The organism is Nocardiopsis sp. iso_40, assembly GCF_056173285.1.
In genome coordinates this window covers 154,349-170,071 of sequence record NZ_CM149666.1, presented here as the reverse complement: position 1 = coordinate 170,071, position 15,723 = coordinate 154,349, and the positions used below count along the sequence as shown (strand labels likewise).

14 protein-coding genes and 1 rRNA gene are annotated in these 15,723 nt (G+C 70.1%); 8 read left to right on the top strand and 7 right to left on the bottom strand.

Annotated elements, in window-relative coordinates; genetic code table 11:
- Positions 1–126 precede the first annotated feature (126 nt).
- Positions 127–1,170 carry a chaplin family protein gene (locus tag AC0VYD_RS00765; protein WP_475478093.1) on the bottom strand — a complete coding sequence of 348 codons (1,044 nt, stop codon included), beginning with the start codon at positions 1,168–1,170 and terminating at the stop codon, positions 127–129.
- A gap of 888 nt (positions 1,171–2,058) precedes the next feature.
- Here AC0VYD_RS00765 and AC0VYD_RS00760 point away from each other — a divergent pair.
- Positions 2,059–3,180, top strand: coding sequence for a CapA family protein (locus tag AC0VYD_RS00760; protein ID WP_475478092.1), 1,122 nt, complete (start codon positions 2,059–2,061; stop codon positions 3,178–3,180).
- Positions 3,181–3,283: 103 nt separating this feature from the next.
- On the opposite strand, the gene add is transcribed toward AC0VYD_RS00760, so the two are convergent.
- Positions 3,284–4,318 carry an adenosine deaminase gene (add, locus tag AC0VYD_RS00755; protein WP_475478091.1) on the bottom strand — a complete coding sequence of 345 codons (1,035 nt, stop codon included), beginning with the start codon at positions 4,316–4,318 and terminating at the stop codon, positions 3,284–3,286.
- Between the two features lie 55 nt (positions 4,319–4,373).
- Between add and AC0VYD_RS00750 the strand changes: the two genes are divergently transcribed.
- Entirely contained in the window at positions 4,374–5,024 is a 651-nt protein-coding gene (locus AC0VYD_RS00750) for a hypothetical protein (protein ID WP_475478090.1), read from the top strand.
- Between the two features lie 45 nt (positions 5,025–5,069).
- Here the strand turns inward: AC0VYD_RS00750 and AC0VYD_RS00745 are convergent, their stop codons facing one another.
- A complete protein-coding gene (locus tag AC0VYD_RS00745) occupies positions 5,070–6,533 on the bottom strand; it encodes an aldehyde dehydrogenase (NADP(+)) (protein WP_475478089.1) in 1,464 nt (487 codons plus the stop codon).
- Positions 6,534–6,983: 450 nt separating this feature from the next.
- Here AC0VYD_RS00745 and AC0VYD_RS00740 point away from each other — a divergent pair, with 450 nt between their 5' ends.
- From AC0VYD_RS00740 to AC0VYD_RS00730, 3 genes are all read left to right on the top strand, one after another.
- Positions 6,984–7,574 (top strand): TetR/AcrR family transcriptional regulator, encoded by a 591-nt coding sequence (locus AC0VYD_RS00740; RefSeq protein ID WP_475478088.1) that lies wholly within the window; start codon positions 6,984–6,986, stop codon positions 7,572–7,574.
- Positions 7,568–8,446: an alpha/beta hydrolase family protein gene (locus AC0VYD_RS00735; protein ID WP_475478087.1), complete on the top strand. Its 879-nt coding sequence runs from the start codon at positions 7,568–7,570 to the stop codon at positions 8,444–8,446. The genes AC0VYD_RS00740 and AC0VYD_RS00735 overlap by 7 nt, the downstream gene beginning before the upstream one ends.
- 204 nt (positions 8,447–8,650) lie before the next feature.
- Positions 8,651–9,277, top strand: a complete 627-nt coding sequence (locus AC0VYD_RS00730; protein ID WP_473037220.1) for an HD domain-containing protein — start codon at positions 8,651–8,653, stop codon at positions 9,275–9,277.
- Positions 9,278–9,289: 12 nt separating this feature from the next.
- Here the strand turns inward: AC0VYD_RS00730 and AC0VYD_RS00725 are convergent, their stop codons facing one another.
- From AC0VYD_RS00725 to AC0VYD_RS00715, 3 genes are all read right to left on the bottom strand, one after another.
- The gene (locus AC0VYD_RS00725; protein ID WP_475478086.1) at positions 9,290–10,048 is read right to left on the bottom strand and encodes a sulfite exporter TauE/SafE family protein; all 759 of its coding nucleotides are present in this window, start codon (positions 10,046–10,048) and stop codon (positions 9,290–9,292) included.
- Between the two features lie 146 nt (positions 10,049–10,194).
- Positions 10,195–11,121, bottom strand: coding sequence for an SPFH domain-containing protein (locus tag AC0VYD_RS00720; protein WP_191273813.1), 927 nt, complete (start codon positions 11,119–11,121; stop codon positions 10,195–10,197).
- Between the two features lie 267 nt (positions 11,122–11,388).
- Positions 11,389–12,174, bottom strand: coding sequence for an ATP-binding cassette domain-containing protein (locus AC0VYD_RS00715; RefSeq protein WP_473037222.1), 786 nt, complete (start codon positions 12,172–12,174; stop codon positions 11,389–11,391).
- Positions 12,175–12,230: 56 nt separating this feature from the next.
- Between AC0VYD_RS00715 and AC0VYD_RS00710 the strand changes: the two genes are divergently transcribed.
- From AC0VYD_RS00710 to serB, 3 genes are all read left to right on the top strand, one after another.
- A complete protein-coding gene (locus AC0VYD_RS00710) occupies positions 12,231–12,986 on the top strand; it encodes a hypothetical protein (protein WP_475478085.1) in 756 nt (251 codons plus the stop codon).
- Between the two features lie 139 nt (positions 12,987–13,125).
- Positions 13,126–13,746, top strand: coding sequence for a DUF1707 SHOCT-like domain-containing protein (locus AC0VYD_RS00705; protein ID WP_452540189.1), 621 nt, complete (start codon positions 13,126–13,128; stop codon positions 13,744–13,746).
- A gap of 91 nt (positions 13,747–13,837) precedes the next feature.
- Positions 13,838–15,049, top strand: a complete 1,212-nt coding sequence (gene serB / locus AC0VYD_RS00700; protein WP_475478084.1) for a phosphoserine phosphatase SerB — start codon at positions 13,838–13,840, stop codon at positions 15,047–15,049.
- A 511-nt stretch (positions 15,050–15,560) separates the two neighbouring features.
- On the opposite strand, the gene rrf is transcribed toward serB, so the two are convergent.
- Positions 15,561–15,676 (bottom strand): 5S ribosomal RNA (gene rrf / locus AC0VYD_RS00695).
- Between the last annotated feature and the right edge of the window lie 47 nt (positions 15,677–15,723).

Below are 15,723 nucleotides of genomic sequence, written 5' to 3'. Positions count from 1 at the left end.
CCGGGTCCCCGCCGCCGCTCCCGCCAGCGGCCCTCCCCCGCCCGGCCGGCGGCCCCTCCCGGGCACACGGGCGGGGCCGCCGGTCCTGCCGGCGGCCCCGTGTGGCATACGTCCTGCTCTGCGGGTCTACTCCTCGTCAGCGACGGCCGCGGCGGCCTTGCGCTTACGGGCGAAGTACAGACCGGCACCGCCGGCACCCACCGCGGCCACGGCCGCGGCGACCAGGCCGCTCAGCGCGCCACCGGTCACGGCGAGCTCCTCGCCGGCCTGCTCCTCGGGTGCGGGCTTCTCGTCGCCCTTGTCGGAGCCGTCCTCGTCCTTCTCGTTACCGGGGTCCTTCGGCTCCTCGGTCTCACCGGGCTCCTCGGGGTCCTTCGGCTCCTCGGTCTCACCGGGCTCCTCGGGGTCCTTCGGCTCCTCGGTCTCGCCCGGCTCCTCGGGCTCCTCCTCGTCGGAGATCTGCTCGACGCAGGCGGCCTCGGCGATACCGAGCACCGCCACGGCGTTGCCGCAGATCTCGACAGCCGCGTCGACCGGGACCACGACCTGGTTGCCGCTGGCCACACCGCCCGAACCGTCGGTGGCGGGGGCGGCCTCGTTGTCCGGGGAGGCGTGGATGATGTTGATGATCGTGTTGCACTGAGCGCTGGAAGCGCCCAGGACGGCCACGGAGTTGCCGCAGATGTCGATGGCGGCGTCGACCGGAAGGACGATCTGGTTGCCGCTGGCCACACCGCCCGAACCGTCGGTGTAGGTGCTGGGGGCGTCGTCGGCCCCCTCCTCCAGGTCCTCGACGACCTCGACGCAGTCGGCCTTGGAGATTCCGGCCACGGCCACGGAGTTGCCGCAGATGTCGATGGCGGCGTCGACCGGGACGACGATCTGGTTGCCGCTGGCCACACCGCCGGAGCCGTCGGTGGAGGCGCCCTGGCCGCTGCTCTCGTAGAGGACCTCGGACACCTGGGTGCACTCGGCCTGGGAGATCCCGAGGACGGCCAGTGAGTTACCGCACAGGTCGGCTTCGATGTCAACGGGGACGAGGAGCTGGTTGCCGCTGGCCACACCGCCGGAGCCGTCGGTCTCGGCGTCGGCGAACGCGGCGCTGAACGGCGCGAGCACCAGCCCCGCGGTCAGTGCGGTGGCGAAGGAGTAACGGAACGTGTTTCGCATGGTGCGGCTTGGACCTTTCACGAAGACTGCCAGGGGATGCGCTGAGCGGGGCGCGCCTGCCGTGTGCCCGAGCCCGGCGCCGCGGATGCGGCGACCCGGGTCGCACGAGGGGCGGGCCCGTCCTCGAAGTCGTCGGGACGGCGGTATGGCCCGCGTGCACAGGCAGAGATGGCGGCTCTGTTCTTTCGGAGTTCTTTCCGACTGGAACTGCCAACAGACCGAAACGCTAGCAGCCATGTAGGTCGCGCAGGCCTTTTCTGGAAATGTTTCCCCAAGCCTTGGATACTCTATGCTTTTACATAATTACACAGAGACATGACTCCTGATCAAAGAGTTTTGCTTGACAACTTTAAGCATTCAACTGACAACACAAAGTAACAACAGGGGTCGAAAAAAATCCCCTCCGGAGCCCACGGAAGGAAACTAAAAGACTTCGTAGATTCGTTTTCCTACCCCCTCAGAGCGCCTAATACCTTATGCAACGAATGCCACGAACACCCCTTTTGACGGGAAAAAAGTTGTCTGCCCACCTGAGGACGCGCTCCCTGCCCGCCGGGCGGGGAGCACCACCGCTCCCGCGCACAGCCCGCCACCCGCGACCCCCAGCAACCGGCCGGGAACGACGCGCCGAAATCAGGAGGAAGAACAAAACAGCTGGTCAAAACCGTTTACCCTGGCTCCGGCGGGCCATCTCCCGACCAAGGGCCCACCAACACCGGACAAGTGACCCACAGACACCCTCCGTGGACCACGCACGACGGAGGACGAAAGAACGACGACGGCCGAGCCTGCCGAAGGCCTCCGTCCGATCACGACGGCCAACCGGGATCAGCGGGGGCGCGTCCTATCGGACGGACAGGCCCCTGATTCCCCCTCAATGGAGCGTGTATGAACCCGGAAGACCCACGCCCGCGTACCCACAGGATCCTCGCGGCCGGCGCCGCGACCCTCGCACTGGCGCTCGTTGCCGCCTGCTCCTCGACGGACGACCAGGAACAGCTGGACGAGGGGGCCGTAACACCGGAGGAGGAAACCGCCGAGCCCCAGGCCTCCTCCGAGCCCGCTTCCGAACCCTTCAGCGTCGCCTTCGGCGGGGACGTGATGTTCGAGGGGCTGCTCCGGTCCCGCCTGAACGACCCGGGTACCGCGCTCGGCCCCGTCTCCGAGCAGCTCTCCGCAGCCGACCTCGCCATGGTCAACCTGGAGACCGCGGTCACCGAGGGCGGCACGCCCATCCCCGGCAAGGACTTCGTCTTCCGCGCACCCGGCAGTGCGCTGGAGGCCCTGGACGCCGCGGGCGTCGACGTGGCCACCATCGCCAACAACCACGGCATGGACTACGGCGAATCAGGGCTGATCGACACCCTCGACAACGGCGAGGACTCCCCCGTCGCGCTCGTGGGCGCGGGCCGGGACGCGGACGAGGCCTACGCGCCGCACGTCGCCGAGGTCAACGGACAGAGCATCGCCATGTTCGGCGCCACCGACGTGCTCGACGACCACCTCATCTCCGCCTGGACCGCCGGCGAGGGCAAGCCCGGGCTCGCCTCCACCAAGTCCGAGTCCAAGGACCGGATGCTCCAGGCGGTCTCCGAGGCCGCGGCCGAGCACGACAACGTCGTGGTCTTCCTGCACTGGGGGCTGGAGGGCGCGCACTGCCCGCTCCCGCACGCCCCCCAGCTGGCGGACGACCTCATCGAGGCGGGGGCCAGCGCCGTGGTCGGCGGTCACGCCCACGTGCTCTCCCCCGGAGGGTTCCAGGGTGACGCCTACGTGCACTACGGGCTCAGCAACTTCGTCTTCTACAACTTCAGCGGTCCGACCGCGGAGACCGGTGTCCTCACCCTGACCTTCGACCAGGGGAACGTCCTGGAGTCCGACTGGGCCCCCGCCCAGATCCAGGGCGGCGTCCCGATCCCCTACGAGGGGGACGCGGCCGACCGGGCCCAGCAGAACTGGGTGGACATGCGCCAGGAGTGCGGGCTGCCGCTCAGCGACTCCCCGGCCTAGAGCGCGGGCGGGGCCGCCCTCCGCGGCCCCGCCGTCCTGGCGGACCGGTGCGCCGGGGGGCTTCGGAGCCGGTACCCGTACCGGCTCCGAAGCCCCCCGGACCTCAGGGCGTCGGCACCCCGTGCCGAGCGGCTGCCTCGTCGATCTCCGCCAACAGCTCCCGACGCCGGGCCGCGCCGAGGTAGGAGGCGTGCACCCCGTTGCGGGCCAACCGCACCAGCCCCTCGGCCCCCACCAACCCGTGGGCGACCCCGTACTCACCGCTCAGGTCGCTGCCGAACATGGTGGGGTCGTCACTGTTGAGGGTGACCAGCAGGCCGGCGTCGAGCATGGCGGGAAGCGGGTGCTCCCCGATCCGCCGCACCGCACGCGTGCAGATGTTGGAGGTGGGGCTGACGTCCACCGGCAGCTGTGCCGCCACCAGCCGTTCGACCAGCTCAGGGTCCTTCATCACGTCGATGCCGTGCCCGATCCGCTCGGCCCCCAGCAGGTCCAGGGCCTCACGGATCCGCTCCGGTCCGCCGTGCTCACCCGCGTGCGGAAGGCTGGCCAGCCCGGCCGCCCGGGCCCGGCCGAACACGTCGGCGTACTGGCCCAGCGGGGTCTCCACACCGCCGACCCCGAACCCGACCACACTCGGCGGGCCGTCCCGGAGCACGGCCTCGACCGTCCTCTCGGCCGCCTCCACCCCGAAGTCGGCGGGGAAGTCGGGGATCCACCTCAGCCGGATGCCGTGCTCGCGCTCGGCGTCCAACCGGGCGCGTTCGATCCCGTCGAACACCACTTTCGACGGTACGCCGCGCATCAGGTGGGCGTAGAGGCTCACGTGGACCTCCGCGTAACGCACGTTCTGCGCGGCCAACCGCTCGGCGACGACCGAGGTCAGCAGCGCGAAGTCGGCCTCCTCCCGCAGAGTGTGCACCGACGCCAGGTAGACCTCCACGAAGTGCGGGAAGTCGGTGAAGGCGTACCAGTCCCTGAGCTCCTCCAGGGTGTCGGGGACGCCCTTCACCCGATGCCGTCCGGCCAGCTCGAAGAGGGTCTCGGCCGGCATGGAGCCCTCGAGGTGAACATGTAGTTCCACCTTGGGCAGGTCCTGGACGAGCGACCTGACGAAAGTGGGGGAAATCTGATCCATAGAGCCAACATAAGAGCGTGGTGGGGCCGGGGGCCACCGCCGTACCTTCGTGGACATGAGCTTCGAGAGGAACGACCCGCAGCCCGCCGGCCCCCACGCCCCCCGCCCCAGCGGCTCCCAGGTCACCGGGGCCCGGATCCAGCTCTACGCCCAGAGCCATCCCGCGGGCTTCGCGCTCCGCGGTGCCGCCCTGGCCGCGGCGGCCACCACCCTCCTCGCCATCGTCGCCGCGGCCCCGTCCCTGGCCGATCCGACCAGCATTCCGGGTTGGACCCTGGTCGGGGTCCTCGTCGCGGCGTTCACCGGCGCCCTCCTCGTCGCCTTGCCCATGTACTTCCACGGGAGGAACCTGCCCGAGGTGGAGGAGTCCGACCCCGTCCGGTACGCCTCGGCCAGGCTCCAGGCGGCCAGCGGACGGCTCGGGCCGGACCCGGCCATCAACCGCCTGGCCCGACGGCTGTCCGACCGGCTCGTGTCCAACAGCAACCCCAACTACTACATGGGCGGGCTGTTCGTCGTCCTGGTGTTCGCCGCCCTGCTCCCCCTGGCCGACGTCATCGGCCCCGGGTTCGATGCCCGGAACCTGCTCCAGCTCGGGCCCGCCGCCGTGTTCCTCACGTGCTTCGTCCTCGTCTACTCCTACGCCAGGAGGCAGCACGAACGCTTCAAGGCCTTCCGCGAGGCCTACGACACCTCCGCCTCCTGAGCGTTCGCAGAGCAGCGCCCCTCCGAACGCCCGGAGACCGGTACCTCACTCCGACGGCAGCCCGCCGTTGACCCTGCGGGGCACGGCGAGCGGGTTGCCGTCCCGCAGTTCCGGCGGCAGCAGCGGCTGCGGCACCGACTGGTAGGTGACCGGCCGCAGGAAGCGGCGGATCGCGGTACTGCCCACCGAGGTGTGCGAAGGCGCGGTCGTCGCCGGGTAGGGGCCGCCGTGGGTCATCGCGTGGGTGACCGCCACACCGGTCGGCCAACCGTTCCAGACCACCCTCCCCGCCACCGAGGCGCCCAGGGCCAGGAGCGCCGGGGCCATCGGGTCGTCCTCCTCCTCACCGTGCACGGTGACGGTGAGCTGACCGTGCAGAACCCCGCCCACCTCCAGCAGGCGCCGTTCGTCGGGGTAGGTCACCACGAGCGTGGCGGGTCCGAAGCACTCCGCGAGCAGGTCCTCGGAGTGTTCCAGCAGGGAGTCCAGGTCGGTACGGAGCAGGCTCGGCGACCGGCCCTGCCCGGTCTCCTCCCCGCTGACCAGCACCTCCGTGGCGGGATGGGCGGCCAGCGCGTCCAGACCGCGTGCGAACCCCTCGGCCACCCGGTCGTTGAGCAGCGGAGCGGCGGCCCGGTCCGCCAGGTCGTCGACCAGTGCGTCCAGCTTGGCGCCCTCGGGGACGAACACCACCCCGGGCTTGGTGCAGAACTGGCCCGACCCCATCGTGGCCGAACCCGCGTACCCCTCGAGGATCCCCTCGCCCCGGGCCGCCATCGCCGCCCGGGTCACGAAGACCGGGTTGACGCTGCCGAGCTCTCCGTAGAACGGAATGGGCTCCGGGCGCGAGACGGCGAGGTCGTACAGGGCCCGTCCGCCGGGGATGGAACCGGTGAAGCCGACCGCACGCGTGAGCGGGTGCGTCACCGCGCGCCGCCCCGCCTCGAACCCGCTGACCAGAGCGAACACCCCCTCGGGCGCCTCCGACTCCGCCAGCGCCGCGATGACCAGGTCAGCGGTGCGCCGGGCCAGTTCGGGATGGCCCGGGTGGGCCTTGACCACGACGGGACAGCCCGCGGCCAGGGCCGAGGCGCTGTCGCCTCCGGCGGTGGAGAAGGCGAAGGGGAAGTTGCTGGCCCCGAAGACCACCACCGGGCCGAGCGGTACGAGCAGGCGCCGCACGTCCGGCCGGGGGGTGCCCCAGTCCGGGTCGGCCGGGTCGATCATCGCCTCCAGGTACTCGCCCTCCTCCAGCACGTCCGCGAACAGGCGGAGCTGGAAGGTGGTCCGGCCGAGCTCGCCCCGGCAGCGTGCCTCCGGGTAGTGGGCCTCGGCCATGGCGACGGGGACGAGTTCGTCGGCCGCCCCGTCCAGGGCGTCGGCGACGGCCCGCAGCACGCGGGCGCGTTCGGCGGCGGGCAGTGCCGCGTAGAGCGGTGCCGCCTCGGCCGCGCGCCGCAGTACGGCGTCGAGCTCTTCGGGTGTGGTCTCGGGGGCTTCGGTGTTCACGCCAACCTCCTGGAGGGGTACGTGCGCTGCGTCGGGCACGGCCCCACAATGCCACGCCCTCCCGCGTACAACACGGACCGGAATGCGACATTCCGACTACCGACAGCGACAACAGAGGACGTGGAGGACAAAAGGGGCTGCTCCGTTCCACTTCCTTCGCTCCTGCTTCCACCTCGGAGAACGTCGGCCGGTCCCGCCAAGGACGACCTCTCCCGGGGTTCTTTGGCACGAAACTGGAATTTCCCCGGAACCAGGTGATTCCGGAAAGGCATCATAGGTTGTGTGACGACTAATTCCCGAAGCTCAACGCCCCCGCGCGCACGGCGATCCCCCGGTGCGGCCAACGGGACCACCGCGTCGCGTGAGAACCGTGGACCCGCAAGCGTCGCCAACGACGAACTCGCCTTCGCGCAGGCTCCTCTGCGCAGGCTCCCGGCCCAGCAACGCAGCATGGTCCGGGTCCAGCGCATGCTCGACTGCTGCGCCGACCTGCTCGACGAGGTCGGCTACGACAACCTCTCCACCACCCGGATCGCCGAACGCGCCGGGGTGGCCATCGGCTCCGTCTACCAGTTCTTCCCGGACAAGAAGGCGATCACCCAGGCCCTGGGGCTGCGTTTCCTGGACCAGTTCAGCGCCCGCGTCACCGACCGCCTGGCCGAGACCTCCTTCACCCACTGGACCGTCGCCGTCGACACCGTCATCGACGAGTACATCGACATGCACCGCAACGTGCCGGGTTTTCGCAGCCTGCACTTCGGTGACATAGTCGACCCCCGGCTGCTCAGCGGCGGCAGTGACAACAACCGGGTCATATCCGTACGGTTGCGCAGGATCATCGTCTCCGTCACCGGCATCACCGACGACGACGAACTCGACCGCGCCATCCACGTGGCCGTCGAGGCGGCGGACGCCGTGCTCAAGCTCGCGTTCCGCGACAGCCCCGACGGCGACCCCGCCCTGGTGTACGAGGCCAAGCGCCTCGTCAGCAGCTACCTGTCCCACTTCTCCGAACGCACTGGAGGTGACCTCCCGTGGTAGCCGACGCCCCGCCCCTGTCCGGTCCCGTCACCGGGACCGCCGCAGGAGTGCCCTTCCTCGCCCTGCCCCCGGCGGTGCCCACCGGGTCCCCGGCACCGCTCGTCGTGGGCCTGCACGCCTTCGAGCCGCCGCGCAGCGAGTCGGCCCTGGCCGGAGCCGTACCCATGGCCTCCCTCCCGGCATGGCGGGTCTACCTCGGCCTCCCCCTGTTCGGAGCGCGCCTACCCGAGGGCGGCGTCGCCGAGATCAACCAGCGCGGGGCCCGCGACTACCTCGTCGAACTCTTCGGACCCGTGGTGGAGGAGGCCGCGGCCGAGCTGCGCCGGGTCACCGAGGAGCTGCGTTCGGCCTTCCCCGTCTCCGACGCCCCGGTCGGTCTGGTCGGGGTGGGAGCAGGGGCCACCGCCGCACTGCTGGCCCTGGCCGAGGACCGGATCCCCGTGGGCGCCGCCGCGGCCATCAACCCCATCGTCGACCCCGCACTGCTGGTGGCCGCACGCGAACGCCGCACCGGCGCCCCGTACCGCTGGAGCGCCCAGGCCCAGCAGACCCGGGGCTGGCTGGACCTCTCCGGGAGGGCCGCCGAGATCTCCCGCAACGCGACCCCGCTGCTCGTCGTCAACGGCGGCCGGGACGAGGTGGTCCCGCCCGCACACGGCTCGGCCTTCCACGACACCCTGGCCGCACAGGGCTCGGGGAATGCGCTCCGTCACATCGTGGTCCCCGACCTGGCGCACGCGATCGGCCCCGAACCCGGCCTCGAACCGGGTCCGCTCACCCCGGCCGGGGTCCTCACCGACCGGGCCCTGACCGAGTGGTTCCACCAGCACCTGGCCCCTTCCGCGCAGGTACGAGCGGTCACCGGCAGCTAGCCGGGCCCGTGCCCCGGCCCGGTGGGACCGGATGGGGCGCGCAGAAAACCGGGGTTCACCCGGTCCACCCCTCGGGCTTCCCCCGCGGCCGCTTCCCGGACTCCGCCGCGACAGCCGGTACACGTTCCATGGGATCATCCAGGGGCGACCGCGCCGCGGTCCCATCTGACCCGTTTCGACTCATCCACCAGGAGGGCGAACCACGTGACGGAACCGGCACCGGTCCTTGCCAGCGGGGTCGACAACGAGCGGTTGAACGCGCAACTGCGCTTCCTCCTCGAAGCGGACAAACTCAAGCGCGTCCTGCGGCAGAACCTGCTGGTGGACGGCTCCCGGCGGGAGAACTCCGCGGAGCACTCCTGGCACCTGGCCCTGTCCGCCCGCACCTTCGCCGAGTACGCACCCGAGGGCACCGACATCGACCGCGTCACCGAGATGCTGGTGATCCACGACATCGTGGAGATCGACGCGGGCGACACCTTCCTCTTCGACCAGGTGGACGCCGAGACGCAGGACGAGCGCGAACGCGCCGCCGCCGACCGCCTCTTCCCCCTGCTCCCCGAGGACCAGGCAGCGCACGCCCGCGAGCTGTGGGACGAGTTCGAGGCCCGCCGCACCCCGGAGGCCCGGTTCGCCCGCGCCGTCGACCGGCTGGCCCCGATCCTCGCCAACTGGCACAACGAGGGCGGCGCCTGGGTACGTTTCGGGGTGACCCGGGCCCAGGTCACCGAGAAGGTGAAGCTGATCGCCGAGGGCTCCGAGGCCCTGGGGGCCTACGCCGGCGCCCTGATCGACGACGCCGACCGGCGCGGCTACTTCCGCGGCGCCTGAGCGGGCCCCGGGTCAGATCCGGCCCGCGACCAGCTGGACGGCGGCGGACAGCCCCACGAGCACCACGCACACCCGCAGCGCGGCCGGGCTGAGCTTACGGCCGAACCGGGCGCCCAGGTAACCGCCGATGACGGTGCCGACCGCGATCAGGCCCACCACGGGCCAGGCGGGCGCGGCGAGCGCGATGTAGAAGGCCGCCGCCGTGGTGTTGGCGATGGTGGTCATCACGTTCTTCAGCGCGTTGATCCGCTGGAGGTCGTCGTCCAGCGCGGTACCCAGGAAACTCAGCAGGATGATGCCCTGCGCGGCAGCGAAGTAGCCGCCGTAGGTACCGGTCGCGTAGGCGCCCACCGGCAGCCAGGGGCCGCCGTCGGGGCGGGCGGGCTTGCGGGAGCGGACCCACGTGGTGATGCGGGGCTGGAGGATGATCAGCACGCAGGCGGCGCCGATCATGAACGGGACCACGGCCTCGAACACGCCGGAGGGCAGGTGGACCAGCAGCAGCGCTCCGGTCACCGCTCCGAGGAAGGACATCGAGCCGAGCCGGAGGACCCGGGACTTCTGCCCGGCCAGCTCACGCCGGTAGGCGATGGTGCCGCTGAGCGTACCGGGGGCCAGGCCGATGGTGTTGGAGACCGTCGCGGTGATCGGCGGATAGCCGAGCGCGAGCAGCACCGGGAAGGTGAAGAGCGTCCCGGACCCGGCGATGGCGTTGATCCCGCCAGCGGCCACACCGGCGAGCAGAATGACCAGAGCCTCCCAGAGTTCCATCGCGCCGCTTCCCGATATCCGTCGCTCCCCGACCCTCGAGGGCCAGCACAGCCTACGAGACCGGGTCATCGGATCATCAGGCCGGGGGCTCGTACCGACACGGGCCCCGGGCGACGAACGCCCGGGGCCCGACGGTGGTCCTCCGGTCAGGTCGGGATCTTCACGACCTCGTTCTGGATGCGTTCGAAGGCGCTGCTGACGCCCTGGAGCGCCTGCCCCATCTCGGCGGGCACGATCCACACCTTGTTGGCGTCGCCCTTGGCGATCTCGGGCAGCTTCTGCAGGTACTGGTAGGCCAGCACGTCCGGGTCGACCCGGCTCGTGTGCAGGGCCTTGAACACCATGTGGATGGCGTCGGCCTCGCCCCGGGCCCGCAGGGTCTGCGCGTCCGCGTCGGCCTTGGCGGTGAGCATCTGCGCCTCGGCGCTACCCTTCGCCCTCAGCACGGACGAGGAGCGCTCACCCTCGGCCCGCAGGACGGCGGCCTGCTTCTCACCCTCGGCGCTGAGCAGCTGGGCGCGCTTCTCCCGGTCCGCCCGCATCTGCATCTCCATCGCCTCCTGCACGGAGGACGGCGGCTCGATGCCCTTGAGCTCGATCCGGCTGATCTCGATGCCCCAGTCGCGCGTGGCCTCGTCCAGGACGGACTTGAGCTCGCGGTTGATCTGGTCGCGGGAGGTGAGCGTCCCCTCCAGGTTCATGCCACCGATGACGTTGCGCAGGGTGGCGAGGGTGAGCTGCTCGACCGCCTGGATGAAGTTGGCGACCTCGTAGGTGGCCCGGTAGGCGTCGACCACACGGATGTACACCGCCGAGTCGACCTCGACCGCCAGGTTGTCCTCCGTGATGGCCGACTGGGGCGGGAAGCTGACCACCTGGACGCGGCGGTCGATCCGTTCCCGGACCTGGTCGACACCGGGGACCACGATGTTGAAACCGGAGCTGAGCGTCCGGTGGAACTTACCGAAGCGCTCGACCACGTCCTCCATCGAGTGCGGCACGATACGCACACTGCGCCAGAAGATGATCAACAGGACGGCGACGAACAGTACGACGATGATGATCGGGGCCATGGGTTACCGGACCCCCCCGGTATCGGACCGGGTAACGGTGTTCAGCGGCGGCATCTGAGGCGGCTCCGGATCTCCTGACGGGGGTGACAGGCAGCGTGGGGGCGGACCGCGCCCCCACGGCCTCGCTCCAGGCGATGATCACAAAGCGCGCCGAAACAGAGCGATCCGCTCACTGAACGTTGACGCTACCCCATACCTATCCGGGTCGACCACATCCGGACGGAAATAGGATTAACGGACAATATATTGCCGCTATAAAAACAATCCCTATACGGCCCTGGCGGTCCACCGCTCCCCGTCACGCTCCACCTTCAACGGCAGTCCGAAGGTCTCACTGAGGTGCTCGGCGGTCATCACCTCGTCCAGCGGGCCGGCCTGCACGATCCCGCCGTCCCGCACCAGCAGGCCGTGCGTGAAGCCGGGCGGGATCTCCTCCACGTGGTGGGAGACCACGACCAGCGCGGGCGCGGACTCGCTGCCCGCCAGTTTGCCCAGCCGGCGCAGCAGGTCCTCCCGGCCGCCCAGGTCGAGCCCGGCCGCGGGCTCGTCCAGGAGCAGCAGTTCCGGGTCGGACATCAGCGCACGGGCGATCAGCACCCTCTTGCGCTCTCCCTCGGAGAGGGTGTGGAAGTACCGTTCGGCGAGGTCGCCGACGCCCCAGTGCCCCAGCAGCGCCCTGCCCCGCCCGTAGTCGGGGACCCCGTACTCCTCCCGGAAACGCCCCAGGTAGCCGTAGGCGGCGCTGATGACCAGATCCAGGACCGGGGTGTCCTCCTCGATCCGGCCGGACACGGAGGCCCCCGCGTAGCCGATCAGCGGCCGCAGCTCGAACACGTCCACGCCACCGAGGTACTCCCCCAGGATCTCCACCCTGCCCGCGGTGGGGTGGAGCTGGCTGGAGGCCACGTTCAGCAGGGTCGTCTTGCCCGCGCCGTTGGGGCCGAGGATGACCCAGCGCTCGCCCTCCAGCACGGACCAGTCCACTCCGTCGAGCAGGTTCTCCCCGCCGCGTCGTACCGTGACCCCGTTCAGGCCCAGAACACGCCCGTCCATCATCCTCCTTCTCGTCACGTCCCACGCCGGTGCACGGGCCGCCCTACCCTGAAGTAATGCATTTGACGTCCGCACCGCTCGTCGCCTGGGGCAACGCCTGGCTGTCCGGCCACGTCGGGTTGGACGACGCCGTCGACGCCGTCGAACGCCGGAGCGGCCCCAACCTGATCGGGACAGTACCGCCAGGAGACCTGCCGTTCGACGGCGGCGTACCGCTGCGCACCGCGTTGGTACACCTTCGCGGCCTGGGGTTGTCCGTGTTCCGGTTGGCGCTGCCCGCCTGGGGGGACCCGTTCGGGCTGGTGGGCCCGGCCGAACTCAACCAGGCCGCCATCGAGGCTCAGGAGGGGGTGCTGGTGCAGCTCGCCGAACGGCAGGTGGGCCTGGTGCCCTCCGCCGACCGGCGTGGTTCATCCTACGTGGGCGTTTCGTGGGCCCCGTATCCGGCGAACGACACCGTCCCCCAGATCCCCGACCTCGCCGAGGCGGAACGGCGGCTGAAGCTCACCCTGGTCGAGGTCGCCGAACAGCTCCAGGGCGTGAACGACGTGGCCGGGTTCGCCCCGACCGTGCACAGGGCCCTCGGCGACCCGGGGGTCCCGGCCCTGGCCCACGGCTACCCCCCGCGCGCCCACAGGGTGGCGGCACAGGCCGAGAGGCTGGCGAGGATGGTGGAGCTCGCCGAGCCCGGGTCCGGCCGGGGACTCACCGCCCACCAGGCACGGCTGCGGCAGGAGGCCCTGCGCACGCTGGACGCGGCCGTGCGCAGGGCCCGGGTGGCCGCGCACGCGGCCATAGAGCTTCCCCGCTGAAAGTGGGACCCTGGTAGTGGTGCCGGGAATTCTCGGGGTGAAGCCAGGGGATTCACCTGATCCGCGACAGCACCGGTCGCACCGATACTTGGGTGAGAGGCCGTTCGTGGCCGACCCACAGAGGAGGAGAGCCGTCATCATGCAACCCGAGCACATCCGAGCTTCGGACGCGGACCGGGACCAGGTTGCCGAACGGCTCCGCGACGCCCTGGCGGAGGGCCGCCTCAGCCCGGTCGAGCACGAGGAGCGGCTGGACACCCTGTACAGGGCCAAGACCATCGGTGAGCTCGGCCCGATCATCTCCGATCTGCCCGGAAACGCCGCTCCGCACCGCGGCGGATCCGACAACGGCATGGAGGTCCTCGGCAGCGAGGCCCGCGACCTGGCCGGCCAGAGCAAGGGTTCGGAGAACCTCGTGGCGGTCTTCGGCGGATGTGAACGCCGCGGCCGATGGCTGGTCGAACCCCGCACCAACGTGTCGGTCCTGTGCGGAGGGGTCGAGCTGGACCTGCGCGAGGCGGTGCTGAGCCAGCACGAGGTGACCATCCAGCTCGCCGTGATCCTGGGCGGGGTGGAGATCACGGTGCCCCACGGGGTGCGGGTGATCAACAACACGTCGGCGATTCTCGGTGGTGCCGACCTGCACGGAACGGACCAGGTCACAGACCCGAACGCCCCCGTCGTGCATCTGACCGGGACGTGCATGCTGGGCGGTGTGGACGTGAAGGCCAAAAAGGCGAAGAAGAAGCGCAAGAAGTGAACGTCTTTCTGTCCACATAGTGAACTAGCTGCGAAAACCTCCGCCCCTGCCAGTCACTCCCGTCCCATGGCCGAGTACCGTGGACAACGCCATGAGTGATGAATCCACGTTGTTGGTAACGGTGACCGGGCGCGACCGTCCGGGCATCAGCGCACGCCTTCTGAGCACCCTCTCCGTCTTTCCCGTCACCATCGTCGACCTGGAGCAGGTCGTGTTGGGCGGGCGGCTGGTCCTGGGTTCGGTCCTGGAGGTCGACGAGCGGGTCGCCCCGGGGGTGAGTCGCCAGCGGGTCTTCGAGGAGGTCCGCGCCGCCCTGGACAAGACCGCGATCGACCTCGACATGGAGGTCGAGTACGGCGCCGGCAACGGACGGGTCAACGAGACCTCCGCGGAGAGGCTCCACGTGACCGTCCTGGCCGCCCCGCTCCGCCCCGGCGCCCTGGGCGCCATCACCTCCTGTGTGGCCCGCTCGGGTGCCAACATCGACCGGATCGAACGGCTTTCCGGTTACCCGGTGACGTCCGTCGAGATGGAGATCTCCGGCGGCAACCCGGACCAGCTCCGTGCCGAACTGGCCATGGAGTCCGCCACCCAGGGCGTGGACGTGGCCGTCCAGTCCAGCGGCCTGCACCGCCGCGGCAAGCACCTCATCGTCATGGACGTCGACTCGACCCTGATCCAGGGCGAGGTCATCGAGCTCCTCGCCGCACACGCGGGCTGCGAGCAGGAGGTCGCCAAGGTCACCGAGGAGGCCATGCGGGGCGAGCTGGACTTCGAGGAGTCGCTCCGCCGCCGCGTCTCCCTCCTCAAGGGCCTGGACGCGTCCGCCATCGACCTGGTCCGGGACGAGATCGAGCTGACCCCGGGCGCCCGCACGCTGGTCCGCACCCTGAAGCGCCTGGGCTACGAGTGCGGAATCGTCAGCGGCGGCTTCACCCAGATCACCGACGTCCTCGTGGAGCGCCTGGACCTGGACTACTCGGCGGCCAACACCCTCGAAATCATCGACGGCGAACTCACCGGCGAACTGGTGGGCCCCATCATCGACCGCAAGGGCAAAGCCACCACCCTCCAGCGCTTCGCGGAGGAGGCCGGCGTCCCCCTGGCACAGACCGTCGCCATCGGCGACGGCGCCAACGACCTCGACATGCTCCAGACCGCCGGCCTGGGCGTGGCCTTCAACGCCAAACCCGTGGTCCGCCAGCAGGCCGACACCTCGGTCAACGTGCCGTACCTGGACACGATCGCCTTCATCCTCGGCATCACCCGCGAGGAAATCGAAGCCGCCGACCTCCACGCCTGACCCCCGAACCCCCTGCACCCCAGGGGGTCACAGAACGTGCGCCTTGTGCGCCCTCCTCTGGTGGTGGGGGTTGGCCGTAGGACGGTGGGCGGCGCCCGGCCACAGGGGGTTTTCGCCAGTCGTGGGGACACGTGTCTCTAGAACACGTCAGTAGTCCAGGGGGGTTGGCGAGCTACGGGCCTCGCCCTTTTCCAGAACCAGACGTAGCAAGATCAAACACGTCCCGCGAGGTGCGTAGCGGCCTCCGAGTACGCCCCACACCAGCCCCCACAGGGCCCAGCCGGACGAACACCGGGCCCAGACCACCCCAGGGGGGTGTCCCGAACCCCCACCACCAACCGTTTGAAGGCACCACCCGGACAGAACCCTCCACCACAGCCAGGCGGGGAACCCGCCCCGCACCACAACAGGCCTCCCCACCCCCGCTTTTCACATGTTCACAAACCACCACAAAAAACAAGAAGAGAGAGGAGCCCGCACCAGCGAACCCCTCCCCCTTCTTCAAGAAAAACCGTGGCAGCGACCTACTCTCCCACCCCACCACAGGGCAGTACCATCAGCGCAAGGAGACTTAACGACCGGGTTCGGAATGAGACCGAGTGTGACCCTCCTGCTACAACCACCACGGAAACCAACAACCACCACAACTCAACCCCAAAGGGGAGTCACGACAG